The organism is Coprococcus sp. LG101-27 (genome assembly GCF_027695515.1).
GTDB classification, from domain to species: domain Bacteria; phylum Bacillota; class Clostridia; order Lachnospirales; family Lachnospiraceae; genus Allocoprococcus; species Allocoprococcus comes.
In genome coordinates this window covers 1-210 of sequence record NZ_JAQEUJ010000035.1, presented here as the reverse complement: position 1 = coordinate 210, position 210 = coordinate 1, and the positions used below count along the sequence as shown (strand labels likewise).

At 56.7% G+C, this 210-nt stretch carries 1 protein-coding gene; it reads right to left on the bottom strand.

The window, feature by feature from the left end:
* Positions 1-210 (bottom strand): VaFE repeat-containing surface-anchored protein (locus PG766_RS15360; RefSeq protein ID WP_270591222.1); only part of this gene is annotated, 210 nt, incomplete at both ends.

Here is a 210-nt window from a genome sequence, read left to right as displayed (position 1 = left end):
AGACCTTGCCGTCCTTGTCGGTGACCTTCTCGTAGAGGGTGCCGGAAACCTTGTAGGTCTTGCCGGGAGTGACGTTCTTGTACTTCACGGTATCGACCACTGAAACCTCGGTATCGGAAACGACGGTCTTATTGCCGTCGAGACCGTCCTTGGCGGTGGTGCCGACTTCGGGCTTCGTGATGGTGACGGTCTGGGACTTGTCCTCGATAT